The sequence below is a fragment of the Streptomyces sp. NPDC054847 genome (genome assembly GCF_053610925.1).
This window is the reverse complement of sequence record NZ_JBSGZJ010000050.1, coordinates 1-26,208: the sequence shown is the minus strand read 5'-3', so window position 1 is coordinate 26,208 and position 26,208 is coordinate 1. Positions and strand designations below refer to the sequence as shown.

Annotated in this window: 23 protein-coding genes and 1 pseudogene; 13 read left to right on the top strand and 11 right to left on the bottom strand. The window is 72.1% G+C overall.

The annotated features are described in order from the left end of the window. Window positions 1-1,569, bottom strand: a 1,569-nt coding sequence (gene murJ / locus ACWGH4_RS08820) for a murein biosynthesis integral membrane protein MurJ (RefSeq protein WP_453457538.1), incomplete at its 3' end; no start/stop codon positions are given. Beyond that, window positions 1,566-2,741: a lipid II:glycine glycyltransferase FemX gene (locus ACWGH4_RS08815; RefSeq protein ID WP_453457535.1), complete on the bottom strand. Its 1,176-nt coding sequence runs from the start codon at window positions 2,739-2,741 to the stop codon at window positions 1,566-1,568. The genes murJ and ACWGH4_RS08815, both read right to left, overlap by 4 nt. Window positions 2,742-2,931: 190 nt before the next feature. Here ACWGH4_RS08815 and ACWGH4_RS08810 point away from each other — a divergent pair, with 190 nt between their 5' ends. Beyond that, window positions 2,932-4,119, top strand: a complete 1,188-nt coding sequence (locus ACWGH4_RS08810) for an Ig-like domain-containing protein (RefSeq protein WP_453457532.1) — start codon at window positions 2,932-2,934, stop codon at window positions 4,117-4,119. 69 nt (window positions 4,120-4,188) lie between these two features. Here the strand turns inward: ACWGH4_RS08810 and ACWGH4_RS08805 are convergent, their stop codons facing one another. From ACWGH4_RS08805 to ACWGH4_RS08795, 3 genes are all read right to left on the bottom strand, one after another. Continuing rightward, window positions 4,189-4,353 carry a hypothetical protein gene (locus ACWGH4_RS08805; protein ID WP_441262848.1) on the bottom strand — a complete coding sequence of 55 codons (165 nt, stop codon included), beginning with the start codon at window positions 4,351-4,353 and terminating at the stop codon, window positions 4,189-4,191. 31 nt (window positions 4,354-4,384) lie between these two features. Further along, entirely contained in the window at window positions 4,385-5,125 is a 741-nt protein-coding gene (locus ACWGH4_RS08800) for a hyaluronoglucosaminidase (RefSeq protein WP_453457528.1), read from the bottom strand. 273 nt (window positions 5,126-5,398) lie between these two features. Then, window positions 5,399-7,531: a hypothetical protein gene (locus ACWGH4_RS08795; protein WP_453457525.1), complete on the bottom strand. Its 2,133-nt coding sequence runs from the start codon at window positions 7,529-7,531 to the stop codon at window positions 5,399-5,401. Window positions 7,532-7,628: 97 nt separating this feature from the next. Between ACWGH4_RS08795 and ACWGH4_RS08790 the strand changes: the two genes are divergently transcribed. Continuing rightward, complete coding sequence (locus ACWGH4_RS08790; protein ID WP_453457522.1) at window positions 7,629-8,834, top strand: hypothetical protein; 1,206 nt, start codon at window positions 7,629-7,631, stop codon at window positions 8,832-8,834. Here the strand turns inward: ACWGH4_RS08790 and ACWGH4_RS08785 are convergent. Continuing rightward, window positions 8,819-9,706 (bottom strand): helix-turn-helix domain-containing protein, encoded by an 888-nt coding sequence (locus tag ACWGH4_RS08785; protein ID WP_453457520.1) that lies wholly within the window; start codon window positions 9,704-9,706, stop codon window positions 8,819-8,821. The genes ACWGH4_RS08790 and ACWGH4_RS08785 overlap by 16 nt on opposite strands. A gap of 98 nt (window positions 9,707-9,804) precedes the next feature. Between ACWGH4_RS08785 and ACWGH4_RS08780 the strand changes: the two are divergent. Beyond that, a pseudogene (locus ACWGH4_RS08780) lies at window positions 9,805-10,356 on the top strand (NAD(P)H-dependent oxidoreductase); the annotation flags it as partial. A gap of 435 nt (window positions 10,357-10,791) precedes the next feature. Here the strand turns inward: ACWGH4_RS08780 and ACWGH4_RS08775 are convergent. Both ACWGH4_RS08775 and ACWGH4_RS08770 read right to left on the bottom strand, forming a co-directional pair. After that, window positions 10,792-11,442: a hypothetical protein gene (locus ACWGH4_RS08775; RefSeq protein ID WP_453457517.1), complete on the bottom strand. Its 651-nt coding sequence runs from the start codon at window positions 11,440-11,442 to the stop codon at window positions 10,792-10,794. 13 nt (window positions 11,443-11,455) lie between these two features. After that, complete coding sequence (locus ACWGH4_RS08770) at window positions 11,456-12,301, bottom strand: polymorphic toxin-type HINT domain-containing protein (protein ID WP_453457514.1); 846 nt, start codon at window positions 12,299-12,301, stop codon at window positions 11,456-11,458. Between the two features lie 424 nt (window positions 12,302-12,725). Here ACWGH4_RS08770 and ACWGH4_RS08765 point away from each other — a divergent pair, with 424 nt between their 5' ends. Beyond that, a complete protein-coding gene (locus ACWGH4_RS08765) occupies window positions 12,726-13,073 on the top strand; it encodes a hypothetical protein (RefSeq protein ID WP_453457511.1) in 348 nt (115 codons plus the stop codon). Window positions 13,074-13,089: 16 nt separating this feature from the next. On the opposite strand, the gene ACWGH4_RS08760 is transcribed toward ACWGH4_RS08765, so the two are convergent. Then, on the bottom strand, window positions 13,090-13,746 hold the full coding sequence (locus ACWGH4_RS08760) for a pirin family protein (RefSeq protein ID WP_453457509.1): 657 nt from the start codon (window positions 13,744-13,746) through the stop codon (window positions 13,090-13,092). Window positions 13,747-13,839: 93 nt separating this feature from the next. Here ACWGH4_RS08760 and ACWGH4_RS08755 point away from each other — a divergent pair, with 93 nt between their 5' ends. The 5 genes from ACWGH4_RS08755 (at window position 13,840) to ACWGH4_RS08735 (ending at window position 18,732) form a co-directional block, all read left to right on the top strand. Next, window positions 13,840-15,024 carry a PucR family transcriptional regulator gene (locus ACWGH4_RS08755; protein WP_005318100.1) on the top strand — a complete coding sequence of 395 codons (1,185 nt, stop codon included), beginning with the start codon at window positions 13,840-13,842 and terminating at the stop codon, window positions 15,022-15,024. An 89-nt stretch (window positions 15,025-15,113) separates the two neighbouring features. Next, the gene (locus ACWGH4_RS08750) at window positions 15,114-16,028 is read left to right on the top strand and encodes an acyltransferase domain-containing protein (protein WP_441263160.1); all 915 of its coding nucleotides are present in this window, start codon (window positions 15,114-15,116) and stop codon (window positions 16,026-16,028) included. A 16-nt stretch (window positions 16,029-16,044) separates the two neighbouring features. Further along, window positions 16,045-17,076: a ketoacyl-ACP synthase III gene (locus tag ACWGH4_RS08745; RefSeq protein WP_307706283.1), complete on the top strand. Its 1,032-nt coding sequence runs from the start codon at window positions 16,045-16,047 to the stop codon at window positions 17,074-17,076. Window positions 17,077-17,141: 65 nt separating this feature from the next. After that, window positions 17,142-17,390, top strand: coding sequence for an acyl carrier protein (locus ACWGH4_RS08740; RefSeq protein WP_005318091.1), 249 nt, complete (start codon window positions 17,142-17,144; stop codon window positions 17,388-17,390). 79 nt (window positions 17,391-17,469) lie between these two features. Continuing rightward, on the top strand, window positions 17,470-18,732 hold the full coding sequence (locus tag ACWGH4_RS08735) for a beta-ketoacyl-[acyl-carrier-protein] synthase family protein (protein WP_453457503.1): 1,263 nt from the start codon (window positions 17,470-17,472) through the stop codon (window positions 18,730-18,732). Window positions 18,733-18,948: 216 nt separating this feature from the next. Here ACWGH4_RS08735 and ACWGH4_RS08730 read toward each other — a convergent pair whose 3' ends face one another. Next, on the bottom strand, window positions 18,949-19,443 hold the full coding sequence (locus ACWGH4_RS08730; protein WP_441262862.1) for a DUF3145 domain-containing protein: 495 nt from the start codon (window positions 19,441-19,443) through the stop codon (window positions 18,949-18,951). 264 nt (window positions 19,444-19,707) lie between these two features. Between ACWGH4_RS08730 and ACWGH4_RS08725 the strand changes: the two genes are divergently transcribed. Genes ACWGH4_RS08725 through ACWGH4_RS08715 form a run of 3 tightly spaced genes read left to right on the top strand, consistent with a single transcriptional unit; the run spans window position 19,708 to window position 22,729 of the window. Next, entirely contained in the window at window positions 19,708-20,640 is a 933-nt protein-coding gene (locus ACWGH4_RS08725; protein WP_453457541.1) for a GDSL-type esterase/lipase family protein, read from the top strand. 60 nt (window positions 20,641-20,700) lie between these two features. Beyond that, window positions 20,701-21,954: a pyroglutamyl peptidase gene (locus tag ACWGH4_RS08720; RefSeq protein WP_453457499.1), complete on the top strand. Its 1,254-nt coding sequence runs from the start codon at window positions 20,701-20,703 to the stop codon at window positions 21,952-21,954. A gap of 7 nt (window positions 21,955-21,961) precedes the next feature. Then, complete coding sequence (locus ACWGH4_RS08715; RefSeq protein WP_453457496.1) at window positions 21,962-22,729, top strand: carbon-nitrogen hydrolase family protein; 768 nt, start codon at window positions 21,962-21,964, stop codon at window positions 22,727-22,729. Here the strand turns inward: ACWGH4_RS08715 and ACWGH4_RS08710 are convergent. Next, window positions 22,726-23,520 carry an EI24 domain-containing protein gene (locus ACWGH4_RS08710; protein WP_453457493.1) on the bottom strand — a complete coding sequence of 265 codons (795 nt, stop codon included), beginning with the start codon at window positions 23,518-23,520 and terminating at the stop codon, window positions 22,726-22,728. The two genes, ACWGH4_RS08715 and ACWGH4_RS08710, sit on opposite strands and share 4 nt — an antisense overlap. Window positions 23,521-23,625: 105 nt before the next feature. Here ACWGH4_RS08710 and ACWGH4_RS08705 point away from each other — a divergent pair, with 105 nt between their 5' ends. Then, a complete protein-coding gene (locus ACWGH4_RS08705; RefSeq protein WP_453457490.1) occupies window positions 23,626-26,175 on the top strand; it encodes a M14 family zinc carboxypeptidase in 2,550 nt (849 codons plus the stop codon). Window positions 26,176-26,208 lie beyond the last annotated feature (33 nt).

Genomic DNA, 26,208 nt, shown 5'->3' with positions numbered 1-26,208 from the left:
GAGGCCGAGTGCCGTGGCGGGGACGGCGGCAGTGAGCAACCGGGCCTGGGCGGCGACGGTTGCGGAGCGCCACAGTCCGGCGGGGCGCGCCGCCCCGGGCACCGGCGGTGCGAGGCGGCGGCGCAGGACGGTGGCGGTCAGCAGCCAGCCCGCGAACAGGGCCAGCGAATAGGCGCCGGCGATCCCGGTGACGGCCCAACGGGCGGGCAGCAGCAGGTAGGCGGCCAGGGACAGGCCCGCGTTGAGGCCCGCTATCAGGAGGTTCAGAAGAAACGGCGTACGGGTGTCGGACAGGGCGTAGAACGACCGGGACAGCACGTACTGCCCCGAGAACGCGACGAGTCCGGGCGCGAATGCCATGAGCGTGCCCGCCATGACGGCGATGTCGTCGGCGCCGGTGCGCCCGTACTGGAAGACGAGGGCCAGGACCGGCTGGGCGAGGGCGAGCAGGACGCAGGCGGCGGGCACCACGAGGGCGGCGCTCTTGCGCTGGGCGTACGCGATGTCCCGGCGCAGTCCGCCCGTGTCGCCGTCGGCCGCGGCGGCGCTCATCCGGGGCAGCAGGGCGGTCATGAGGGAGACGGTGACGATGCCGTGCGGCACGGCCCACAGGATGTAGGCGTTGTTGTAGGCGCTGAAACCGGCGCCCTCGATGCCGGCTGCCTGCGCCTGGAGCCCGGCGGTCGTGGCCAGCCGGGTCGTCACCCAGAACGCGGCCTGGTTGGTCAGCACCAGCAGCACCAGCCAGCCCGCGGAGCGCATCGGCCGGGTCAGTCCGGCGCCGCGCCAGTCGAGGCGGGGCCGGAAGCGGAAGCGCGCCGCCCGCAGGGCGGGCAGCAGCGCGAGCGCCTGCACGGCGATGCCGGCGGTGGTGCCCCAGCCGAGGAGCGCGGTCTCGGACGGGGAGAGTCCGCCGCTGCCGCCGGTCGCCAGGTACAGGCCGAACACGGCGATGACGACGATGTTGTTGAGGACGGGCGTCCACATCATGGCGCCGAACCGGCCACGGGCGTTGAGCACCTGCCCCAGCAGGGTGAACAGTCCGAGGAAGAAGATCTGCGGCAGGCAGTAGCGGGCGAAGGCGACCGTCATGGCGGCCTGTTCGCCGTCGTAGTCGGTGTACGCGCCGATGATCGCGGGGGCGGCCCACACGGCGGCGCCGGTGAGCACCAGCAGGGCGAGGACGCAGAGCGTGAGCAGCCGGTCGGTGTAGGCGGCCCCGCCGTCGGCGTGCTCCTTGGCCGCCTTGACGAGCTCGGGCACGAAGACGGCGTTGAGCGCGCCGCCGAGGAGGAGCATGTAGACGATGGTGGGGACCGCGTTGGCGACGGCGTACCCGTCGGCGACCAGACCGACGCCCAGCGCCGAGGCCACCACGGCGGACCGTGCGAAGCCGGTGGCCCGTGACACGACGGAACCGGCCGCCATGAGGAGGCCGCTCCGCGCGACGGACCCGCCGTCGAGGCCCCCCTCCCCACTCTGCTCCCGGCCTTGTTCCTCCTGGGCGGCAGCGGGGCCGTCGTCCGGGGCGCCGGCGGCCGTCGGCGCGGTGCCGGCGAGGCGGCTCACCGGCGGGCCAGATAGGCCTGGAACGCGCGGTACAGCGCGTGGTTGGCGGTGCCGTCCAACGGTCTCTCCCATTCCCCCAGCGTCTCGACGACCTCGCCGCCGGTGCCGAGCTTCCAGCGCAGCAGCCCGTACGGACGGTCGTCGGGGTCGAGGGTGGAGGGTACCCCGCGCATGTCGTAGACGTCGGCCCCGAGTGCCTTGGCGTCCAGGAGCATCCGCCATTGCAGCAGGTTGGAGGGGCGGACCTCACGGCGGTGGTCGGCGGAGGCGCCGGTCTGGTACCAGACGCGGCGCCCCACATGGATCATGGTGTGCGCGGCGAGTATCTCGCCGCCGTGGCGGGCGAGGTACAGCTTCATCCGGCCGGGCTCCTCCGCGTTGAGGGCCGCGTACTGGCGCTCGTAGTACGCGAGCGACCGGCCGAGCCGGAAACCGTCGCGTTCCTCCGTGATGCGCAGCAGCCGGTAGAACTCGGGCAGGTCGGCCGCGCTGCCGACCACCACCTCCACGCCGGACTTCTGCGCGCGCCGGACGTTGCGCCGCCACTCCTGGTTCAGCCCGGACCACAGGTCCTCCTGGGTGCGCCCGGCGAGCGGGACGCGGAAGACGTGACGCGGCTGCGCATCACCGTCGTCCTCGCCGCCGCACCGCTTCCAGCCCCGCGCCCGCAGCCGCTCCGCGACCGCCGTGCCCAGCGGATCCACCTCGGTCGCGAGGACGTCGGACAGCCGGCGCCCCGGCCCCGTCGCCGCCTTCAGCCCGGCCGCGCTCCAGCTGCGGTACGCGGGCGACGGCCCGATCCGTACGGCGAAGGCGCCCGCCGCCCGCAGGTGCCGCAGCAGCGGGTCGAGCCAGGCGTCGATTCCGGGGTCCGCCCAGTCGGCGACGGGCCCCTCCGGCAGGTAGGCGAAGAACTTGCGCGTGCGCGGCAGTTGGCGCAGCAGGACGAGCGCGGCACCGGACAGCGCGCCGGAGGACGGATCGGGCCCCCAGCCGACGAGCCGGGCCTGCCAGCCCTCCTTGACCTGCGCCCAGGACGGGCACTGGAGGAACCCGGCGCCGAGGTCCGAACCGGTGCGGGACGCGAGGAACGCGCGGTACGTCGCGGCGTCGACGGAACCCAGCGGTGTTTCCTGGCCGCGGGCGGCGGCCGGCACGAGCAGCGCTGACACGGTGTGAGCCTCTCTCTGGGTGACGACGAGGATGCTCACAGCCGTCCGTGACCGCTCCGCGCGGCGGATGTGACCGGACGATGACCGTTCGTCTGCAGTCGCTGTCACATCGCCGCAGCGCCTCTCACCTGCGCTTCTGCCGCTCTAGAGTCGCCACGAACCCACCCATCGACCACTGACGGAGGCTCCGTTGAGCCACATACGTGTGCGCATCGCGGCGGCCGCGGTGCTGCTGGCCCCGCTCGCCGCCTGCTCGTCCGGATCGGGCACGCCCGCCGCGGACGGCAAGGCCGGAGCCTCGGCGGCGGCCGAGGACCGCCCGGCGACGGTGACCGTTTCCCCGCAGGGCAAGGCCGTGCGGGCCGGCGTGCCGGTGACGGTCACCGCGACCGGCGGCACGCTCACCTCGGTCACCGTCACCGACGCCGAGGGCCACTCCCTCGCGGGCAAGCTCTCCACGGACAAGGCGAGTTGGAGCTCGCGACGCAAGGCCGTCCCCGGCGCCTCGTACAAGGTCACCGCCGTGACGGCCACCAAGGCCGGCACGAGGAACACGGCCACGTCCACGTTCACCACGGCGTCGGCCGACAAGGTCAACAAGGTCGACTGGCGGCCGGGCGCCGACACGACGGTCGGCATCGCCCAGCCCGTCTCGCTGGTCTTCGACAACCCGGTCACGGACAAGGCCGCCGTCGAGAAGCAGCTGAAGATCACCACCTCCGGGGGCACGGAGGGCTCCTGGGGCTGGATGGAGGACTACTCCGGCCGTGACCGGATCGACTGGCGGCCCAAGGAGTACTGGAAGCCCGGCACCAGGGTCACCCTCCGGGCCGAGCTGAACGGCACCGACTCCGGCGACGGCGGCTGGTTCGTCCGCGACTACGCGACCACGTTCACGATCGGCGCGAGCCAAGTCGTCAAGGTCGACCTCGACCGCAAGCAGCTCACCCTGGAGCGGGACGGGAAGGCGGTCCGTACGATCCCGGTCTCCGGCGGCACCCCCGGCGGCGACAAGCGCTCCTGGCGCGGGACGACGGTCCTGATGGCCAAGGAGGGCACGATCAACATGAACTCCGAGACGGTCGGCCTCGCCGACGCCTACGACAAGATGGTCGACTTCTCGATGCGGCTCACCTGGTCGGGGATGTACGCGCACGCGGCGCCCTGGAACGACAGGTGGATGGGCAAGGCCAACAAGAGCTCCGGCTGCATCGGCATGAGCGACGCGAACGCCGCCTGGTTCTACGCCCAGGTCCGCCCGGGCGACCCCTTCGAGATCAAGGGCAAGGACACCAAGGGCGTCCCCGCCCCCGGCAACGGCTTCGGCGCGTGGAACGTGCCGTGGACCGAGTGGCAGGCGCGCAGCGCGCTGCGCTGAGCCGAGCGGGGTTCGGACGGGCGGTCACCGGTCCGGCGACCGCCCGCCCTTCGTGCGACACCTGCCTGCTCAGGCGGTGGCGCCCGCCGGCTCGTCCGCGGCCGTCGCTGCCGCGAGGCGGGCCCGCAGCGCGGCGTTCTCCGCCTCCAGGATCGCGATGCGCTTACGCGCGAAGTACAGCTCCATGACCGCGTCGCGGAACTCCGCGACCAGTTCGTCCGGGGTCAGTTCCATGTCGTTTCCTCCGGGGTTACGTATGTGGTGCTCAGGCGGGGGCGATACGGGTGGGCGTGGTGCCGGGTCCGCGCCACCACAGCTCCCCGTCCTTCGCGTACAGCACGCCCCCGCCCTTCGAGTCGACGCCCGTGGGCACGGAGGCGACGTCGACGATCCGTACCGTGCCCTCGACCATCAGCGCCGAGTCGGTGCCCTGCTGCTGCACGACATGGAGCTGCGACCAAGGATTGGCGCCCACGCTCATGCCGATGCCGACCCGTCCGCTGCCCTTCACGACGAAGTCGTCCCGCCCGTTGTTGCGCAGGCATATCAGGTTGCCGGTGGTGGGTCCGTTGCCCGCCTTGACGAAGATGCCCTGGGCCGCGGTCCCCGCCGTCAGCAGATCGATGGACAGCGCGGAAGCCTTCTGGTCGGATCCGTCCGCGTGCCCTGTGTGCGAGATCTTCAGCGTGCCGTGCGCCTTCTCCGTGCCCCTCAGGTACACGGCCGAGTCATCCGGGTTGTCCGAGACGATGTTCAAGGCCACGCCGCTGCCGGCGGTGCCCGCCTGCCAGACCGTGACGGCATGCTCGGTCGTGGAAGTCGTCTTGAAGAAGCCGGAGTTGATGGTGGAGTCCGTTCTGAACCCCTCGGCCGCCACCGGCCCGTCGAACGTCGTGGTGGGGCCTTCCGCTTCGGCCGCCGCGGCCGGTGAAGCGGCGCCGGCCGCGGCCACCGTCACCGCCCCCGCGGTGAACCCTCCAAGGAACAACCTCCGTGACACGGCCATCTGTACGCCTTTCTCCCATGTATCGCGCGCCGCCTGCGGCGCACCCTGGGAAGGGACCGTGATGGAGCCCGTTTGGTTGTAGGGCGCGGCTGCCGGTCGCGTGATTCGCGGCACGAGGTCGCGCCGACGCGACCACTCGGCGATGTGGCGAGCGCCGACGGTTGCCAGACCGCCGCCGTCCCGGTCCGTGACAGCAGGAACCCGGACGGCCCGGTCGTGGTCGTCGGTGCGGGCGTGGTGGGCGTTCTTGGACGGCGTACGCCGATGCGCCGGTCAGGGCGCCTGCCGTGAGCTGGCGACCACCGCCCGGACGCGCGCCCGCAGGAGCTCGTCGGCCTGGATGATCCGGTTCTCCACGCCCGAGCGGATCACCCGACGGTCGCCCTCGGCCAGGTCGTCCAGCCTGCGCAGATGGTCGGCGGTCAGAGCGTCCGCCCCGAGGACCTCCAGGGCGTCGCAGGCTTCCAGCGCGTTCGCCTCCTGTTCCGCCGCCGCGAGGACGAGGCCCGCGAGCGATCGACGGTCGAGCGCTCCCTCCTCCGCCACGGCCAGCAGGGCGAGCACCGCCGCCGGTACCTGCTCCGGGTCCTTCAGGAGTGCTTCCAGCCTGGGCACCAGCGGCCGGCCGGCCGGACCGAGTGCCGCGGCCACGCGGGCCGCCCGTATCGCGCTCCACCGGAACCAGCGCTCGTCGGCGGCCCGTGCGAACACCGAGTCCAGCACGGGTACGACCGTCCGGGCGTCGCCGGTGATGTGCCACAGGGCGTCGGCCAGCGCAACGTCCGCGTCGAGCACGGGCGAGACGAGCCGGGCGTCCGCGCCACTGAGGGCGCCGCGCAGTGCGTCCGCCAACTCCGTTGCCGCCGCACCCAGTCGGCCCGCCACCTTGGCCGCCCAGGCCGCGTCGCCGGACGCGGCCGAGAGCTCCCTGGCGAGCCGCGCAAGGAGAACGTCCGTCTCACCGGTCAGTTCGCAGTGGGCCTCCGCCACCGGGAGCGGCCCGTCGGGGGCCTGCGCCCGCAACAGCTGGGCCGCGCGGCGACGCTCGCCGGGCGGGCACTCGGCGGCGAGCGCGGCGACGGCCGGGGCGGCGGGCAGCGGGAACCGGGCGAGCAGCTCGTACAGCGCGGGCAGCGCGCCGGCGGCCCGGCCGCCCCACTGCCGCAGCAGGCGCATCAGCTGGATGGGCTCGTTCCCGGTGAGGTCGTCCTCCGCCAGCCTGGCCACGACCGCGGTCAACAGCTCGGGGTGGAACGGGAACGGCACGTCCTCCGGTGCGCGGAACCCGGCGGCGGCATCCAGGCCCCAGGGCCGCTTCCCCAGGTCGCGGCCGAGCAGTGGAGCGGCCCGGTCCGGCGCCATCAGGGCCAGCACACCGAGCGCGCGGTCCGCGAGGTCGTCGTCGCCGGTTTCCGCGAGTCCGGCCAGGGCGGGCGCGGCCTGCGCCGCGATCGGAACCAGCTTCCCAAGCAGGGACAGCACGCCGAGCGCGTCGCCCGCCGTGACCAGCGGGAGCAGTGCGGGCAGCAGCCGCTGCGGGGCGCTGCGGGACATCTGGCAGGCCCTGTCGGCGGCCCACACGGCTTCCGCCCGCACATCGGCACGTTCGTCCCGCAGGGCGGCGTCGAGCAGGTCCACGGCCGCCGCGGTGTCCGCCTCGGTCCCCCTCCGCAGCAGCTCCTCGACGACGGCGCACAACGGCTCGGCCCGGTCGAGGTCGAGCCGCTCGCGGCCGAGCGGGCCCGCGGGCAGTGCCGACAGCATCGCCCTATGGTGTGCGGCGTCCCACTCCCCGCCCGCGTCCAGGCGGGCGAACACGGCTGCGAGCCGCAGACGGGCGGGCTGTTCCGGTCCGAGGGCCGACTGCGCGAGGGCCGCACCGGCCGCCGGGTCCAACCCGGCGACGGCGCCGAGGAGTTCGGCCCGTACGAGAGGCTCCCCCTCCGTGTCCCACCGGCCCAGCAGCTCGGGCAGCACCGTGTCCGCGGCACGCGTCTGGGCAAGGGCCCACACGGCGGCCTGACGCACCGCGGAATCCGGGTCGGCCAACGAGGGCGTCATCAGCGGTAGTTGTCCGGCGACGGCCCTGCGCACGGTGCCCGGCTCCACCCCGTACTCGTCGTCACTCCCGGCCATGTCGCCGAGCAGTCTGAGCAGATCGGCGGACTTGTGGCCGGCTGCCGCCATACGGGCGAGGAAGGGCGCGACCTCGGCACTGGCCGCGTAGACGGTGCCCTGGTGCAGGACACTGCCGTAGAGCTCCGACACCGCTTCGTCCGCGGCTTCCTCGTCGTCACCGGTGAGCGCCCGCAGCACGTCAGGGACGTCCTCGGCACTGCCGTAGGCGTGCGTGGTGCCGGCCCAGGGGTGCGCGTCCAGACCGTCGAGTGCGCGTGCGAGATCCATACGCGGATCATGGCAGGAGGGTCCGACAGTGCCGCCCTGCTGGGGGCCGGCGAAAACAGTGCGCCTTCGTCGTCCCCCGCGCCGTAGCATCCGCCGGATGCACGACATCGACACGCTGCTCCCGCTCGGCCGGGGTAAGGACACCGCCGCCCTGCGGGAGTTCGACGCGGACACGCTCGCCCGGTACGTGGCCGACCCGGCCAACGCGTGGTGGCGTCGCCGGCATTGCGTACAGGCGCTGGACGGGCGGGTGCCGGAGCCGCGCGTGCCCGAGCTGATCGCGCGCGTACGCGACACCGGGGAGACGGCCGAGGTCCGCGTCGCGCTGCTGGACGTCCTCTGCGACCGTACGGAACTGCTGCCGTGGCTCCTGCACGAGGAACGGCGGGACGAGAAGCGGTACGGCATGGCACAGGCGATCCTCAAGGCGCGCGGCCGGCTCGGTGACCTCTCCGCCACCGGGGAACTGGCGACGCTCGCGGCCTCCCCCTGGTCCCGGGAACAGGAAGCGGGCCGGGCCGGACTGGACGCCCTCGTCGCCCGCCACGGGCCCGACGCGGTGCTGGCCGGGCTCGGTGACGCACGCCCCGAGGACCGGATGTTCCACGTCCGGATGCGGGCCCGCAACGACGAGGACGTCACCGACGCACTCGCGGACCCCGACCGCGCGGTGGCCCACCTCGCCCAGTCCCTCGCCGACGACCCGGACCGGCTGCGCGCCTACCTGGCCGGGGCCCCGACGACGGAGGCGAAGCTGTGGGCCGCGTACGCGCTGCACCGCCTCACCGAGGACGGCGGCGAGACCCGGGAGATCTACGAGAGCCTCGGGCTCCCCCGGGTGGAGGTCCCCGGGCTGGACGAGGACCTGCGGGCGGCGATCGTGCACGAGTACGCGCCCGGCTGCCGGCGGCAGAGCGACCCGCGCTGGCGCGTGGAGGCCCTCGCCACGGATCCGCCCACGGCCGCCGACATGGACGACCGGCTCCGCCGGGCGACGGCCGCGCTCGCCGCGGCGGGCCTGACGCCGGGAGCCCCGGTCCCCATCGGCGAGCACAACCAGCAGGGTGACGGCACGTATTACGTGATCCCGTACAACGGCAAGCACCTCTGCGTCAGCACCCTGGGGCCCTTCACCACCGCCCACGACCCCGACCCCGCCGCCAGGTCCGCCCTCGAAGCGGCGGGCTTCCGCTGGATCGACGAAGAGACCGGCTCGATCACCGTCACCGACCTGTGCGTCTACTATTTCGGCGGCCGCGCCCCGCTCGACGTCGGCACCCTGCTCTTCTACTGGCAGGACTGACGTCCCAGCCGCGCGAGCGCGGCGGCGTCCTCACTGCCCTCCTCCGCGGTGTAGACGTGCACCACCAGGCCCGTTTCGCCGGGCGCGGCCGGTACGTGCAGGGTCTCGTAGTCGAGGGTGAGCAGCCCGGCCACCGGGTGGCACAGCCGTCTGCGGCCCGCCGTGCACATCAGGACCTCACCCGTTTCCCAGATCCGCCGGAAGTCGTCGCTGTGGGAGGTCAGTTCGGCGAGGAGCCCGGCCAGTTCCGAGTCGTCGGGATAGTGCCCCTGGGAGACACGCAACTGGCCGACGGCCTCCAGTGCCCTGTCCTCCCAGTCGGGGAAGACGCTCCGGGAGGCGGGGTCGAGGAAGAGGTAGCGGGCATTGTTTCGGTCGCGGCGGCCCGGGTCACCGAGGCCGCCCAGCAGTTCGGCGCCGAGAGCGTTCCAGGCGACGACGTCGGCGCGCGGGTTCGTCACGAACGCCGGGAACCCCTCCACGGCGTCCAGCAGCCGACGGAGCAGAGGGCTGACGCGGGTCACGGGCACGGGCCCCCGCCGGGCAGTTGTCAGCGTGGCCAGGTGCTTGCGTTCCGCCGCCTCGAGGCCGAGCGCCTTCGCGAGCGCGTCGAGGACCTCGGGCGAGGGCTGCGTCGCGCGACCCTGCTCGAGACGCACGTAGTAGTCCACGCTGATCCCGGCGAGTTGGGCGAGTTCCTCGCGCCGCAGGCCGCGCACCCGCCGCCGTCCGCCGACCGCGAGCCCCACGTGCTCCGGGGCGACCCGTGAGCGGCGGGCGCGCAGGAAGCCGCCGAGGGCCCGCCGCGGGTCGCCGTTCCCGCCGCCGGCTCCGTCCGTATCAGTGCGCTCGATGTGGTCCACGCCGTCCATGCGTTCAAGTATGGGTGGCCCTCGCGGTACCAGGACCGCCGTTCCTGCGGTTGGACAGGGTGCTGGCTGCCCCCGCGCGCCCGGGAGAACGTGGCGGCATGACTCAAGCAGCCCCGCAGCGGCGCAAGAAGATCCTCGTCGTCACCGCCCACCCCGAGCCCCTTTCACTCACCGCCGCCCTGACCGCTTTCGCCGTCGAGCGCCTGCGCTCCGCGGGCCACGAGGTCAGGGTGTCCGACCTCTACGCCATGAAGTGGAAGGCGGCCGTGGACGCGGACGACTTCCCCGACCGTCCCGCGGACCGGCGGCTGGACGTGCTGGCCGCCCAGGAACGGGCCACGGTGTCGGGCCGGATGTCGCCCGACGTCGCGGCCGAGCAGGACAAACTGCGCTGGTCGGACGCGGTCGTGCTGCAGTTCCCCCTGTGGTGGTTCTCCGTGCCGGCCATCATGAAAGGCTGGCTCGACCGGGTGTTCACCCCCGGCTTCGCTCACGGCCCCGACCTCCCTCCGCCGTACAGCGAGGGCGCGCTGGGCGGACGGCGCGCGCTGCTGTCGGTGACGATCGGTGCGAGCGAGCCGTCGCTCACCGATCGCGGCATCCACGGGCGCCTGTCGGATCTCCTCCACCCGTTGCAGCACGGCCTGTTCTGGTTCGCCGGCATCGCACCGCTCGAACCGTTCACCATCCACGACGCGCACAGCCTCTCCGCGGAGGGGTACGCGCGGAACGGGAGTACGGACGGCGCCTCGACGGGCTGTTCACCGACGGGCCGATCCCCTACCGGACCCTGGCAGGCGGCGACTACGACCACGACATGCGGTTGTTGCCGGCGGTGGAGCTGCCCGGCACCACCGGCCTCGACCTCCACGTCCGCCCGCGCGTCTGAGCGGATGCCACGGGTTCGAAGCCTGTCAAGGTCACCGGCGGGAGGGTCCCGGACCGTGCGCGGTGCGGGAATTCCGGCGGCTCCTTCGGCAGCGGCTTCGCCGCCCACCGGGCGCTCCTCGGAGCGACTCCTTCGACGGCCGAGGACGGTACCCCTGGAAGACCGGGATACCGCCCTCGGCGATCGCGCTCAGCGGTCAGTTCGCACGCGGCATGAACTGGAGCGTGCCGTCATCGACAACGGACTCGTTGTACCCGAATCTCTCGCCCAGCTCGCGGTACCGGCGGTGCTGCGACTCACTGATCGGAACCAAGTACGCCTTGAGGACCCGCAGGAACAGCCTGAACCCGAGGTCGGGGTCGACCTCGGTGACCACCCGTTCCAGCGACGGGACCACTTCCGGCACCCCGTAGTAGGGGTGACCGGCGGTGGCGCGGTCCAACTCCGGTGCGAGAGCTCGCACCTCGGCGAGGACCGCGTCCTTCAGCTCCGGATCCAACTCGGACACCCGCGGATGGGCAACGGATCGCGGTTCGTCGCTGCGGATGCGTTCCTCGCAGACGTCCACGATCTGGCGGAGCCAGTCGCGTCCGTCCACCCATCGCGCATCCGGGACGAATTCCATGCCGACGGCCGCACACCACAGGATGTCGATCACCCTGGTGGGCAGCGGTGAGTCCAACAGCCCGGCGGCGTCCTCGAGGAGGGTGGGTGCGTAAGCACCCTCGCCCCAGTCGGCGGCCAGCACGACGATCTCCAGCGGGGTGTGTTCGCCGGCCCAGGGGCTGCCGAACCACTTGGCGAGGCCGCTGAAGCCGAAATCGATCCAGATGTCCTTGCGCTCCATTACCAGGTCACTCTCACTCCGGGTGCGACGTGTAGACCACGTACCCAGGCTTGTGCTTGGACCTCTTCAGGGTGATGGAGACCCAGTTCCCGGCCGGACGCGCGTGCGCGACGCCGGTGGTCGGGTAGAGGGTTCCCAGCGAACCCGGGGTGTCCAGCTGGATTCTGAACGACTTGAGATGCAGGGCGTTCTCCGAATCCTTGGGAGTGTTCTTCATCCACGTTTCCAGCTCGGACCGGTGGGTGGAGTACCACTTCGCGAAGGCCGCGTCCACGGAGGCCTGGGCCGTTGCGAGGTCCGTCCAGACACCGGTCACACCGCGGTGCCTGGGGTTCCTCGCCAGGTCGTCGATGGCCTTCTGAACCGCGTCCTGCGGGCTGATGGTCACATGGTCCCTGATCGTGTGGGCACCCCGGTCTCCCTCGTGCAGCGTCAGGTTCAGGCAGTTGTGGACGAGCACGTCGTCCGGCCGCTGACCCTTCGTGCGCACGAAGAAGGTGTGCAGGTCGTCGACGGTGAGGTCGTAGACCGTGCGCGGCGCCAGGCCCGAGCGGTCACGAAGGGCCGTCAGCGCGCGGACGGAGCCGTCCGGGGTGCGCAGGCGGTCACCGACGCTCAGGTCGGAGACCAGCGTCCAGCCACGGCCCACGACGTAGAACTTGTGACCCGCCGTGCTGGTCAGCGTGCCGCCGCCGGCGATGGTGAGGTCGACCAGCCGCTCGGTGTCGTGCTGGAAGGTGTCGGTGACCTGCCGGGCCCGCAGCTTGCCGGATGCCGGGTCCGTGGCCTGGACGAGGTCACCCACGCGCACCTGGCTGATGGGCCGGTGCGAGCCGTCCGCCATCAGCACCGGGGTCACGGCGGGGAAGCTGTTGCGCGTGCAGGCCGTGAACGCGTCCTCAGCGCCCGGGCCGGGTTGCACGGATTGGTCGCCCGGCGCGGGATCGAGGGGACGTGACGTACGCCCTCGCAGACCCCGACCGGGCGGTCGCCCACGTCGCCCAGTCCCTCGCCGACGACTCGGACCGGCTACGCGCCTGCATCGACGAGGCCCCCACCACCGAGGGCGGTCTGTGGGCGGCCTACGCCCTGCACCGCCTCACCGAGGACGCCGGCGAGGCCGGCGGATCTACGACTGGCTCGGCCGTCCCCGCGTCGAAGTCCCCGGCCCGGGCGGGGAGTTGCGGGCCGCGATCGTGCACGGTACGCGTCGCGATGCCAGGGGCAGAGCGACCCACGCCGGCGCGTCGAGGCCCTCTGCACCGAGCCGCCGCCGGTCCCCGATGTGGACGAGCAGTTGCGCCGGGGCGGCATCCGACCTGACGGCGGCCGGCCTGTCCCCCGAGTCTCCGGTCTCGTGCGGTGACCACTACCAGCAGGGCGGCGGCACGTACCACTACGTCAACTACGGCGAGGATGACGACGCGGTCCTGATCAGCACCCTGGGCCCGTTTGCCACCGGCGACCGCGGCGGCACGTCCGGCGAAGCCCGCGAAGCGCTCGAAGCCGCCGGCTTCCGCTGGTTCGACGAGGCGACCAGCGACATCACGGTCACCGACCTGTGCGTCTACTACTTCGGCGACCGGAAGCCTCTGAGCGTCGGCACGCTGCTGTTCTACTGGCAGGACTGACCTGTCGCCCGATGCCTCACCGGCCCATCTCCCACAGCAGCACCTCCGCCGCCCCCTCCGCGGTGAGCTCCAGCCCTTCCGCGTCCGTGATCCGCGCCGCGTCCCCCGGCCCCAACTCGTCGGCGGCGAGCCGCACGCGGCCCCGCACCACGTGCGCGTACACGTACGGCGCGTCCGGCACCGCCGTCCGCTCCCCCGCCGCCAGCCGGCGCGCGTGCAGCATCGCGCCCGCCTCGGGCAGGGCGTACGGCGTCGAGTCGGCGATACCGCGCACGATCTCGTACGACGGCTCGCCGCCGGGCCGGAGCGGCGCCAGCCACATCTGCACGAACACCAGCGGCACATCGCCGTCGTTGCGCTCCACGTGCCGCACCCCGCCCGCCGAGCCGAGCCGCTGCACATCGCCGGGGCGGACGACGGTGGCGTGCCCGGCGGTGTCGCGGTGGGTGAGCTCGCCCTCGACGACCCAGGTGACGATCTCCGTGTGGCTGTGCGGATGCTCGTCGAACCCCGCGCCGGGGGCGAGCCGCTCCTCGTTGCAGGCCAGGATCGCGCCGAAGCGGAGATTGCCGGGGTCGTAGTGCCGCCCGAAGGAGAAGGCGTGCAGGGACTCGATGCCGGCCGCGGGGTCGCCGCCTCTGTAGCGCTCACCGGCGCGCCGAACGGATATCACGCCACCACGGTAGCCGGGAACCATCGGGCGACGACGGGATGAACAAGAACCCCGCCCCCCGGGGCTCGCGTCCTGATAAGGCACTCTTGTCCCGTGCCCGAACCTGCAGCGAACTCCTCCCACCCGCACTCCGCGACCCTGCGCCGCCTCGAGCAGTCGTCCGGCCGGCTCGCCGCGAACGCGATCGCCCGCATGGATCAGTCGCTGCCCTGGTACCGGGCCATGCCACCGGAGAACCGGTCGTGGATCGGGCTCGTCGCCCAGGCCGGTATCGCGGCTTTCACCGAATGGTTCCGGCACCCGGAGACCCCGCAGGCCATCTCGACCGACGTCTTCGGCACCGCCCCGCGCGAGCTGACCCGGGCGATCACCCTGCGCCAGACCGTGGAGATGGTGCGCACCACCATCGAGGTCATGGAGGCGGCGATCGAGGAGGTGGCCGCCCCCGGCGACGAGTCCGTCCTGCGTGAGGCGCTGCTCGTCTACGCACGGGAGATCGCCTTCGCCACCGCCCAGGTCTACGCCCAGGCCGCCGAGGCCCGCGGCGCGTGGGACGCCCGCCTCGAATCGCTCGTCGTCAACGCGGTGCTGTCCGGCGAGGCCGACGAGGGCGCGGTCTCCCGCGCCGCTGCGCTCGGCTGGAACTCGCCCGAGCATGTGTGTGTGATCCTCGGCACCGCACCCGACGGGGACAGCGAGCTGACCGTCGAGGCCATACGCCGAGCCGCCCGGCACGCCAAGCTCCAGGTGCTGACGGGCGTGCTCGGCGACCGGCTCGTCGTCATCGCCGGCGGCAGCGACAACCCGCTGCACGTCGCCAAGGCGCTGATCGGCCCGTACGCGGCGGGTCCCGTCGTCGCCGGCCCGATCGTGCCCGACCTGCTGGCGGCGACCCGCTCCGCGCAGGCCGCCGCCGCCGGTCTCAAGGCGTGCTCTGCCTGGCAGGACGCCCCGCGGCCGGTTCTCGCGGACGATCTGCTGCCGGAGCGCGCCATCGCCTCCGACCCTTCTGCGCGTGAGCAGTTGGTGGAGGAGATCTACAGACCACTGGAGGAAGCCGGCTCGGCCCTCCTGGAAACTCTGAGTGTCTATCTGGAGCAGGCGAGCAGCCTCGAAGGCGCGGCCAGAATGCTCTTCGTCCACCCCAACACCGTGCGCTACCGGCTCCGACGTGTGACAGACGTCACCGGCTGGTCACCCTCCGACGTGCGTTCGGCGTTCACTCTGCGAATCGCGCTGATCCTGGGGCGTCTGGCCGACGGGGATGCCCAGCCCTAGACTTTTGTTGAACACCGACAATTCCCCTGACGGTTCTTCGTCCCTGTCCCCACGGGCGGGAGAGGCCGTCCACAAGAGAGAGTGTGAGGGTGCTCGTACTCGTCGCTCCCGGCCAAGGCGCTCAGACGCCCGGCTTCCTGACTCCCTGGCTCGACCTCCCCGGCGCCGCCGACCGCATCGCGGCCTGGTCGGACGCCATCGGGCTCGACCTTGCCCACTACGGCACCAAGGCCGACGCGGACGAGATCCGCGACACCGCCGTTGCGCAGCCCCTGCTCGTCGCCGCCGGACTGCTGTCCGCTTCGGCGCTCGGTGAGGTGGCTCCTGGCGCGGTCGCCGGACACAGCGTCGGTGAGATCACCGCCGCCGCGTTCGCCGGTGTCATCGACGACACCTCCGCGCTGAAGCTCGTACGGGCCCGCGGCCTGGCGATGGCAGAGGCCGCCGCGATCACGGAGACCGGCATGTCGGCCATCCTCGGCGGTGAGCCCGACACGGTCGTGGCACACCTCGAGAAGCTCGGCCTCACCCCGGCCAACGTGAACGGCGCCGGGCAGATCGTCGCCGCCGGCACCGCCGAGCAGCTCGCCGCGCTCGCCGAGGACAAGCCGGAAGGCGTCCGCCGTGTCCTGCCGCTCAAGGTGGCCGGCGCGTTCCACACTCATCACATGGCACCCGCCGTCGCGAAGCTCGAGGAGGCCGCGAAGGCCCTCACGGTCTCCGCGCCGGCGGTCCCGTACGTCTCGAACAAGGACGGGCAGATCGTCGCCGACGGCGCCGACGTCATCTCCCGTCTCGTGGGTCAGGTCGCCAACCCGGTCCGCTGGGACCTGTGCATGGAGACCTTCAAGGAGCAGGGCGTCACCGCCCTGATCGAGGTCTGCCCCGGCGGCACGCTCACCGGCCTCGCCAAGCGCGCCCTGCCGGGCGTGCGGACGTCGGCGCTGAAGACCCCCGACGATCTCGACGCGGCCCGCGCGCTCGTCGCCGAGCTTTCAGCCTGACAAGGAGCCGTAGAGCATGTCGAAGATCAAGCCCAGCAAGGGCGCCCCGTACGCGCGCATCCTTGGTGTCGGCGGCTACCGTCCGACCCGGGTCGTGCCCAACGAGGTGATCCTCGAGAAGATCGACTCCTCCGACGAGTGGATCCGCTCCCGCTCGGGTATCGCCACCCGCCACTGGGCCTCCCCCGAGGAGACCGTGACCGCGATGTCGGTCGAGGCGTCGGGCAAGGCGATCGCGGACGCCGGGATCACCGCCGACCAGATCGGCGCCGTCGTCGTCTCCACCGTCTCGCACTTCAAGCAGACCCCGGCCGTTGCCACCGAGATCGCCGACAAGGTCGGCGCGGGCAAGCCCGCCGCGTTCGACATCTCCGCCGGCTGCGCGGGCTTCGGCTACGGCCTCACCCTCGCCAAGGGCATGATCGTCGAGGGCTCCGCGGAGTACGTGCTCGTCATCGGCGTCGAGCGGCTCAGCGACCTGACCGACCTGGAGGACCGCGCGACGGCCTTCCTGTTCGGCGACGGCGCGGGCGCGGTCGTCGTCGGCCCGTCCGACGAGCCGCACATCGGCCCCACGGTCTGGGGCTCGGAGGGCGACAAGTCCGAGACGATCAAGCAGACCGTGCCGTGGAACGATTTCCACCTCGGCGACGTCTCCCGCCTGCCGCTCAACGAGCGCGGCGAGATCAAGTTCCCCGCCATCACGCAGGAGGGCCAGGCGGTGTTCCGCTGGGCCGTCTTCGAGATGGCGAAGGTCGCGCAGCAGGCGCTCGACGCCGCCGGCATCAGCGCGGCCGACCTGGACGTCTTCATCCCGCACCAGGCCAATATGCGGATCATCGACTCGATGGTGAAGACCCTGAAGCTGCCGGAGCACGTCACGGTCGCCCGCGACGTGGAAACCACCGGCAACACCTCGGCCGCCTCGATCCCGCTCGCTATGGAGCGGCTCCTGGCGACCGGACAGGCGAAGAGCGGCGACACAGCGCTCGTCATCGGCTTCGGGGCGGGTCTCGTCTACGCCGCGACGGTCGTTACCCTCCCCTAGGCACCGTACGGATCTTCCGGACGGCTGTTGCCACACCCTCTGATACACACCGAAGGAGCGCCACCATGGCCGCCACGCAGGAAGAGATCGTCAAGGGTCTCGCCGAGATCGTCAACGAGATCGCCGGTATCCCGACCGAGGACGTCCAGCTGGACAAGTCCTTCACCGACGACCTCGACGTCGACTCGCTGTCCATGGTCGAGGTCGTCGTCGCCGCCGAAGAGCGCTTCGACGTCAAGATCCCCGACGAGGACGTCAAGAACCTGAAGACCGTCGGCGACGCCGCGGACTACATCGCAAAGCACCAGGCCTGAGTCTCACGTCGCGTTTGTCGCCACTCTCCGGTGGCGCCGTGAAAATTCAGCACCCTCTACACGTGGAGAAAGAATTCCTGTGAACTCGACCAATCGCACCGTGGTCGTCACCGGTATCGGCGCAACCACACCGTTGGGTGGCGACAGCGCATCGACCTGGGAAGGTCTCATCGCCGGGCGTTCCGGTGTGAAGCTGCTCGAGGGGGAGCGCTTCGCCGACCTGCCGGTGAAGATCGCGGCGACCGCCGCGGTCGACCCGGGCGAGGTCCTGCCGCGCCCGCTGGCCCGACGGCTGGACCGCTCCGCGCAGTTCGCGCTGATCGCGGCCCGCGAGGCGTGGGCCGACGCCGGCTACACCGCCCCCGCCGGCGAGGACGGGGCGATCGTCCCGGCCCGTCTCGGCACCGTCATCGCCTCCGGCATCGGCGGCGTGACGACTCTGCTCGACCAGTACGACGTGCTCAAGGAGAAGGGCGTACGCCGCGTCTCCCCGCACACCGTCCCCATGCTGATGCCCAACGGCCCCTCCGCCAACGTCGGACTCGAGGTGAACGCCCAGGCGGGCGTGCACACCCCGGTCTCGGCGTGCGCGTCGGGCGCCGAGGCGATCGGCTACGCCGTCGAGATGATCCGCACCGGCCGTGCCGACGTGGTCGTCGCCGGCGGCACCGAGGCGGCGATCCACCCGCTGCCGATCGCGGCCTTCGCCAACATGATGGCGATGTCCAAGAACAACGACGAGCCGACGAAGGCCTCGCGCCCCTACGACACGGCCCGTGACGGCTTCGTCCTCGGCGAGGGCGCGGGCGTCGTGATCCTGGAGTCGGCCGAGCACGCCGCCGCACGCGGCGCGAAGGTCTACTGCGAGGTGCTGGGCCAGGGCCTGTCCGCGGACAGCCACCACATCGCGCAGCCGGAGCCGACCGGCCGCGGTATCGCGGCGGCGCTGCGGAACCTGCTCGAGGCCACGGACCTCAAGCCGTCCGAGGTCGTGCACCTCAACGCGCACGCGACGTCGACGCCGCAGGGTGACGTCGCCGAGATCAAGGCCCTGCGCAGCGTGCTGGGCGACGACCTGGACCACGTCGCGGTCTCCGCGACCAAGTCCATGACGGGTCATCTGCTCGGCGGCGCGGGCGGCATCGAGACGGTGGCGACGGTGCTCGCGCTGCACCACCGCACGGCCCCGCCGACGATCAACGTCGACGAGCTCGACGAGACGGTGGACGCGGACATCGTGCGCGGCGAGCCCCGCGCGCTGCCCGAGGGCACGATCGCGGCGATCAACAACTCGTTCGGCTTCGGCGGCCACAACGTGGTGCTGGCGTTCCGCACCGTCTGACCTGCCTGACCCGCTTCACGTGCGAGGCCCGTGCCCCTCGGGGGTGCGGGCCTCTGCTCGTTGCCGAAGCACGGGCAACTCGAGCCCCGTCGGCGATCGAAGCGCGGGGGTGCGGGGGTGCGGGGGTGCGGGGGCGGAGGCTCCCAGAGGGGCCCGGGCGGAGCCCGGTTCGGGAAGGGCCGGGGTGGAGGGAACAGCCCCGCAGTGGCTACCGCGTCACACCACCTGGTGGAGCCACCGCACCGGCGCGCCCTCCCCCGCGTACCGGAACGGCTCCAGCTCGTCGTCCCACGGCTTACCCAGCAGCTTCGCGATCTCCGCCTCGAGGTCCGTCTCGCCCTGCGTGGACCGCGCCAGAGCCGCCCGCAGACGGTCCTCGGGCACGAGGATGTCGCCGTGCATGCCGGTCACCGCGTGGAAGATCCCGAGGTCCGGCGTGGCGCTGTAGCGCTCGCCCTCGGCGGTCGCGCACGGCTCCGCCGTCACCTCGAAGCGCAGCAGGTGCCAACCGCGCAGCGCGGACGCCAGCTTGGAGGCGGTGCCCACTTCCCCGCGCCAGGAGAATTCGGCTCTCCAGGTGCCGGGCGATGCGGGCTGGCGGATCCAGTCCAGCTGGACCCGTACGCCGAGCACGCCCGCGACCGCCCATTCGACGTGGGGGCACAGCGCGCGCGGTGCGGAGTGAACGTACAGAACGCCACGTGTCGTCACCGGGACCTCCAGTGTGGGACGAGGATCGCCTTCCCAGCGGCCTCAGTAAACAGCATCGGGAACAAGTCTCCGCAAAAGGGACGGCATGTGACGAGATGTAATTTACCGGCGCCGATGGGCGAGGTGGGCCTCTGGGTCGACGTGGCAAAAGTTACCGTGCAGAACGCGCCGAGGGGTGACGTAATGTCGGTCCTGGGGCCCGTACGCACCAAGCTTTCACTCGGCAGGAGGTCGGATGCCGGGTTTGTGGAGGGGAAAGTGACCTTGCGACAGCGGAGCCGGACGTTCCGAGCACGCACCGGCGTGGCGGCCGCGCTCGCCACCGCCGCGCTGGCGGCGGGCGTGCTGGCGGCATGTGACTCGTCGTCAGGATCATCCGGCCAGGATCCGTCGGCGACGTCCGCGCGTCCCTCCCCGAGCCCGAGCCCGACCCGCGTGTGGGACACCAGTCCACGCTCGCTGGCCGCGGTCGGCGACTCCATCACGCGCGGGTTCGACGCGTGCATGATCCTCGCCGACTGCCCCGAGGTTTCGTGGGCGACCGGTACGGACACCACGGTGAACAGCCTCGCCCTGCGCCTGCTCGGCCCGTCCGCCGTGGCGGAGCGCAGCTGGAACCTGGCCCGTTCCGGCGCCGACGCCTCCGACCTGCCGGAGCAGATGGCACGGGCCGCGGCCCACAAGCCGGAACTGGTCACGGTGATGGTCGGCGCGAACGACGCCTGCGCGGACACCGTGGACCGCATGACCCCCGTCGAGGACTTCCGGGCCTCCCTGGAGGCCGCCATGGCCGCGCTGCGCAAGGACGCCCCGAAGGCTCAGGTCTACGTCTCCAGCGTGCCGGACCTCAAGCGGCTGTGGTCGGCCGGCCGCGGCGACGCGCTGGGCAGCCGGATATGGGAACTGGGCATCTGCGCCTCGATGCTCGGTGACGCGCAGGACCTGAGCGTGCAGGCGCAGCAGCGCCGGGACACCGTCCAGCAGCGGGTCGTCGCGTACAACGGCGTGCTGGAGGACGTGTGCGCGGAGGACGACCGCTGCCGGTACGACGGCGGCGAGGTCTTCGACTACCGCTTCACGGGTGAGCAGTTGAGCCGCTGGGACTGGTTCCACCCCAGCAGGGACGGCCAGCAGAGGCTGGCGGAGATCGCCTACCGCAACATCACGGCCGCGCAGGCTCCACCGGCCGGGTCGTAGGCCGCCTTTCGCCACCGCGGCCGGACGGCGATACTTCCGCCACCCGACGAAAGGAATCCCGTGCCCCGGATACGCGCCCGTCTGGACGTACTTGGTGTCGCCCTGCTCGCCTCCGCCGCGCTCACGCTCACGGCGTCCCCGCTCGTTTCCGCCGCCCCCTCCCCCGCCGCCGTCCCGCTCACGGCCGAGGAGCAGCGGCTCGGACGGGCCGTGCCGCAGGAGATCCTGCGGCGCAGCGGATTCGACTCCACGGCACCGGACTTCGTCCGGGCGCTGGAGGGCGCGACGTCGTACCGCCAGGCCGAGCGTGCCGTCCTTCGCCACGGGTCGGCGCTGTGGGAGCGGGCCGTGGACCGGGCGCAGGGCCGAGGTGCGGTACGGGGCGACCTGAGTCGGGACGACGACCGCCCCCTGTACTGGGCGCGGCTCGGGATGACCGCCGGCCTGCGGCAGTGGCAGCCCGCGTTCGACATGACCGCGGCGCAGCGGGCACGCCTGCTGGACGGTCTGGAACGGTCCTCGCGCGGGCAGGACTCGATGGACTTCCCGCACGGCAAGGGCGTCAAGCGGATCGTGATGACGGGCTTCGACCCGTTCACGCTCGACCGGGACATCCGTATCAGCAACCCTTCTGGTGCGACCGCGCTCGCCCTCGACGGCACGTGGATCCGCACGGCGGACGGGCCGGCGAGGATCGAGACGGCCGTCTTCCCGGTGCGCTGGCAGGACTTCACCGACGGCACGGTCGAACGGACCCTCGAGGCCCGGCTCCCGGAGGCGGACCTGTTCACGACGGTCAGCCAGGGCCGGGTGGGCCGTATCGACATCGAGCGTTTCAACGGGGCCTGGCGGGGCGGCTTCCCGGACAACGACAACCTCTCCCGCCGGGAGACCGTGCCGGTGTCCGATCCCGCCTCGCAGCCCCAGTGGACGCCGACCTCGCTCCCGTACAAGGCGATCACCACCGCGGACACGGGCCGCTTCCCGGTGTACGACAACACTTCCGTGACCGAGATACCGGCCGGCCAGACCACCCCCGTCACCCGGCCGGACGGCCCGACCACGGGCTCGACCGCACGGGCCGGAGGCGGCGGCGACTACCTGTCCAACGAGATCGCCTACCGCGCGACCCTGCTGCGCGACCGGCTCGGCCTGGACATCCCCGGCGGTCATGTGCACACCCCGGTGCTCCAGTTCGCGGCGGACAACACGACGGAGATAACCGACCCTGAGTTCGTCCGCAACCGGCTGGACATCATCGCCCAGGTCCGCGAGATCATCCGGGTGGCTGCAGAGAACAACGGGACGGGATGACGGACACATGAAGATCGCGGCGGGGCAGTTCACCTCGGTACCGGGCGACATCGGGGCGAACGTCGACAGCATGCGGGGGCTGGTGCGGGCGGCATCCGGGCAGGGGGCGGCCCTCGTCGCCTTCTGCGAGCTGGCGGTCACCGGCTACGACCTGGAGCTGATCGCGGGACGTCCCGAGCTGTGGCTGTGTGAGGACGATCCCCGGCTGGAGCCGCTGCGGGAGGCGTGCCGGACGACGTCGACCGCGGCGCTCGTCGGCTGCGTCGCCCGCACGTCCGGGCCCCGCCCCACGATCACGGCGCTGGTCATCGGCCCGGACGGCGAGCTGCTCGCCCGCTACGACAAGACGCATCTGTACGGCGAGGAGAACGACGTCTTCACGGCCGGTACGCGGGACGGCCGTTTCACCCTCGACGGCGTCCGGTTCGCGGTGGCGGTCTGCTACGACAACCGCTTCCCCGACGTGGCGGAGCGCGCGAAGGCCGACGGCTGCCAGGTGTACGTGGCCAGTTCGGTGCTCGACGAGCACAACGACTCGTTCGAGCGGGTCTATCCGGTCCGGGCCAGGGACAACGCCCTCCCGGTGCTGCTCGCCAACGCGGTGGGGCCGTCCGGTGTCGGTGACTGCTTGGGCGGCAGCGCCCTCTGGGGTCCTGACGGCGCGCTGCTCGCCACGGCGGGGACCGAAGCCCCCGCCCTCGCGGTGGCGCGGATCCCGGCCGCCCGGTCCGCCGCCGGGCCGGACCACGCCGGCCCGGAGCGCCTGGAGCGCTAGTCCGCCTTGCGGAAGGTGTGCGGGCCCGGCTGCGCCGGCTCCGGATCGGCTGCCGGGTCCGGCACGAGGTCCCGGGCCATCAGCGTCGCGCCCGCCACCGCGCCCGGCATCAGGAAGACCGCGACGAACGGGACGAGGAACGCCAGCGTCAGCGGCACGCCGAAGCCCAGCGTGCGCATCCGGCGGCCCCTCAGAAGGGTGAGGCGGTCCTTGAGTTCGATGCCGCGCCGCTGGAGGGCCACCGCCGTCAGCTCCTCCGCGAGGAAGAAGCCGGAGACGCAGAAGCCGATCACCGGAACCACCGTCTGCCCGACGACCGGGATGAAACCGCAGGCGAAGAGCAGCACGCCGTAGCAGACCACGCGCAGCACGACCCGCAGCGAGTCCCTGGCGGAGATCCACAGTTCACGCCAGAGCGGCAGCCCGGAGTGGGGGACGTCGCCGCCCTCGGAGCGGTCGACCTGCTCGGAGAGGTTCTCGTAGAAGGGCTGGCCGACCAGGAGCGTCACGGCCGTGAAGGTGATGACGGCCACGAACAGCCCGAAGGCGAACAACAGTGCGGTGAGCGTGCCGCGGAAGATGCCGAGCCAGGGCGCGGACCAGTCGTCGGCGAAGGGAGTCGCCCAGGCGGTCACGTCGTCAGCGCCGAGGACGAGTCCGACGAGCGCGGCCGTGTAGAGCACCAGGGTCACGAGTCCGGGAAGCAGGCCGAAACCGAACCACCGGCCGTGGCCGGCGACCCAGCGCTGGCCCTTCATCAAGTACCCGAAACCCACCCCGAGATCACGCATGCGCACACCTTATCGGGGTGCCTCTTGTTGTTCGGCAGCCGAACCGGTAGACCGTGCGTACTGATCTTGTGACGATTCCTTCCGACCCACGGAGGCTCGAACCGCATGGGCTCACCCCGCCCCGTACTGATCACCGCCACCCTCGCCGCGGCACTCGCCGGCGCTCTGCTCGCGCCGCTTCCGGGCGCCGTGGCCGCCCCCGCGGAGGACCGGCCCCAGCCGCACCCCGTGAGAGAAGGAAGCCGCGACGCGCCGACGACGGCGGCCAGGGCGCCGCTCTCCGCGACCGCCGGCGCGCTCACCGACGAGACCCGCGACCTCACCGGGGAGGGCGGATACCCGCGAAGGACCGCACTCGAGGTCCCGCCGGAGAACCCGGCCGACAAATCGATAAAACTGGGCCTCGCTCCCTATCACTCCCTCGCCCCGCGGCTCAACGCCCTCCAAGAACTGAGCAACCGGGTCAGCGTCGAGGTCGCCGGCCACTCGGCGGGCGGTCGCGAGCTGTACCTCGTCACCGTCACCGCGCCGGAGAGCGCCGCCCAGGCGCGCGACCAGGAGCGGATGCGGGAACGCATCGAGAACGCGCCCGCCGCCGCGGCCGAGGACCGGAACATCAAGTCGCGCTACAAGACGCCGGTGTTCATCAACAACAACATCCACGGCAACGAGTGGGAGGGCACGGACGCCGCCCTGAAGCTCATCGAGGAACTGGCGACGGCCAAGGACGCGAAGACCGCCGATCTGCTCGCCAAGAACCGCGTCTACCTGAACGTCACGGCCAACCCGGACGGCAGGATCGCCGGAACCCGCGCCAACGCCGGGGGCTTTGACCTCAACCGCGACTTCATCACCGCCACGCAGCCCGAGACACGGGCGATCCGGCAGATCGCGATCGACAAGCAGCCTGCCGTCATGCTCGACCTGCACGGATACGTCAACGGCACACTGATCGAGCCGACCACGCCGCCGCACGGCGAGAACTACGAGTACGACCTGTTCCTGAAGAACTCCTACGCGAACGCGCTCGGGATGGAGAAGGCCGTCAACGGCCTCGGCTACACGGCGGAGAAGGACGGTGTGCGTCCTGCCGTGATCCCCTTCCGGGACCAGGAGGAGGGCTGGGACGACTGGCCGCCCATCTTCACCCCGCAGTACATGCCCTTCCAGGGCGCTGTCGCCTCGCACACCATCGAGTTCCCGATGGCCGTCAACAACAACGCGTACAACACGCTGCCGGTCGAGGAACTGCGCCGCAGGGCCGCGATCAACACCGACATCGCGGGCGCGGCCATGCGCGCGACGCTCGACCACACCCACGCGCACCGCACCTCGGTGCTGGCCGACCAGATCGAGACGTTCCGCAGGGGCGCTGCCGGCGAGCCGCAGCGGCCCGTCTCCGAGGAGACCGTCCCGGGAGTGCCGGGCATCGGCCCCGAGGACGTCTACACCACGAAGTTCCCGAGGGCGTACGTCGTTCCCGCCGGGCGTTCGCAGCGGTCGGCGACCGCGGCGGCCCGGCTGGTCGACCACCTTGTCGCCAACGACGTCCGGGTGGAGCGGGCGCTCACCGCGTTCCGGCTCGCGGGCCGCACGTACCCCGCCGGGTCGTACATCGTCGACATGCACCAGCCCAAGCGGGGCATCGCCAATGTGATCCTCGCCGACGGCCGCGACATCAGCGCGGACGTCGGAGCCATGTACGACATCTCGGGCTGGAGCCTCGGCCTGCTGTGGGGCGCGGACGTGGACGCCGCCGCCTCCGGCGACCTGCGGGTCCGCACCCGTACGGTCCACGCCGCGGCACCCACCGGACACGTCGCTCCGAGCGGCGACCTCCGGCTGCGCCTTGACGACCCCAAGGAGCTGGCCGCTCTCAACTCCCTGCTGAAGCAGGGCGTCGAGGTCCGGCGCGCCACCGACGGCTCGGCGATCGTGCCGGGCTCGGCGCGTGGCCGGGCGGCGGTGCTCGCGGACCGGCTGGGCGTGGCGTTCCACGCCACGCGGGAAAAGGGCACGACAGCGCTGGAGCGGACCCGGGTCGCCGCGGCCGTCACGGCGGGCGAGCTGTTCGCGCTGCGCGAGATGGGCTTCGACGTGGTGCCGGTCTCCACGGCGGTGCTGAACGCGGGCTTCGACTGGTCGACGGCCGATGTGCTGTACGTGTCGTCCGGGCTGGACCACGCGAAGCTGACCCCCGCCGCCCGCGCCGCGTTCGAGGCGAGCGGCGTCGGTGTGGTCGGGCTCGGTGAGCAGGGCGCGGCGTTCAACGAGGCGGCGTCACTCCTCGACGTCACGGCGGTGGCGGGCAACGGCGACGCCAACGGTGTGGTGCGGGTGCGGAACACGGGCGGCCCCATCACGGGCGGCGCTCCGGCGCACACCTTCGTCTACTCGCCGATGTGGTTCACCGGGGCGGGCGCCGGTGTGCGCGTCGACCAGTCGTACGCCACGGGCAACCCGCTGGTGTCCGGCCACTGGCGCGCCACTGAGCAGGGCACGGGCGGGCCGGGCGACGCCGCGGGCCACGCCGCTGTGGTCTCCGGGACGTCGTCGGCCGGCACGCCGGTGGTGCTGTTCGGCACGGAGCCGATGTTCCGGGCGCACCCGAAGGGTGTCTTCGCGCAGATCGGCCGGGCGCTGCTGACCCGCTGATCCCCCTCACAGGCCGCAGGGCCGCACCCCGCC